Consider the following 878-nt stretch of genomic DNA (forward strand, 5'->3'; position numbering starts at 1 on the left):
TCGAGCGGCGGCACAGGGAAGCCGCCGGCCGTCGGCTCGTTGGACAGTTCCTCGAACTCGGCCTCCACCTGAGCCTTCTTCGCTTCCTTGCGCCGTTGGTTGACGGTGTCGAAGCGCATCCAGATGGCCAGGGCGCCGACCACGATCACCGCGCCGACCGCGATGCCGATCATCCGGTTGCCCTCGTTGACCACCACGTTGCGCACCGCGGCCACCAGCAGGATCCAGGCCAGGTTGACCGGGATCAGCACCTTCCAGCCCAGCGACATGAGCTGGTCGTAACGCACGCGCGGCAGCGAGGCCCGCACCCACACGATGAAGCAGAAGGTCAGCACGAACTTGATGAAGAACCACAGCGCCGGCACCCAGCCCGTGTGGGCCCACTCCCAGTCCATCGGCAGCGGCGCCCGCCAGCCGCCCAGGAACAGCGTCACGGCGATGCCGGAGGCGGTGAAGGTGTGCAGGTATTCGCCCATCATGATCAGGGCGAACTTCAGCGACGAGGAGTATTCGGTCTGGAAGCCACCGACCAGCTCGCCCTCGCCCTCGGGCAGGTCGAACGGGATCCGCGCGGCCTCACCGAACATGCAGATCACGTAGACCAGGAACGACGGGATCAGCAGCACCGCGAACCAGGTCTGCTCCTGCGCCTTGACGATCTCCGAGGTGGACAGCGTCCCGGCGAACAGGAAGATGGCCACGAACGACAGACCCATCGCGATCTCGTAGGAGACCACCTGGGCCGCCGAGCGCAGACCGCCCAGCAGCGCGTACGGCGAACGCGACGACCACCCGGCCAGCACCACGCCGTAGACCGACACCGCGCCCATGGCCAGCATGAACAGCACCGCCACCGGCAGGTCGACCAGCTGCAGCGG

Annotated in this window: 1 protein-coding gene; it reads right to left on the minus strand. The window is 67.1% G+C overall.

The features are described 5' to 3' along the window. Positions 1-878 (minus strand): complex I subunit 1/NuoH family protein (locus ACTWPW_RS64370; protein WP_443175066.1); only part of this gene is annotated, 878 nt, incomplete at both ends.

This window comes from Nonomuraea sp. KM90 (assembly GCF_052246675.1).
Lineage (GTDB): Bacteria > Actinomycetota > Actinomycetes > Streptosporangiales > Streptosporangiaceae > Nonomuraea.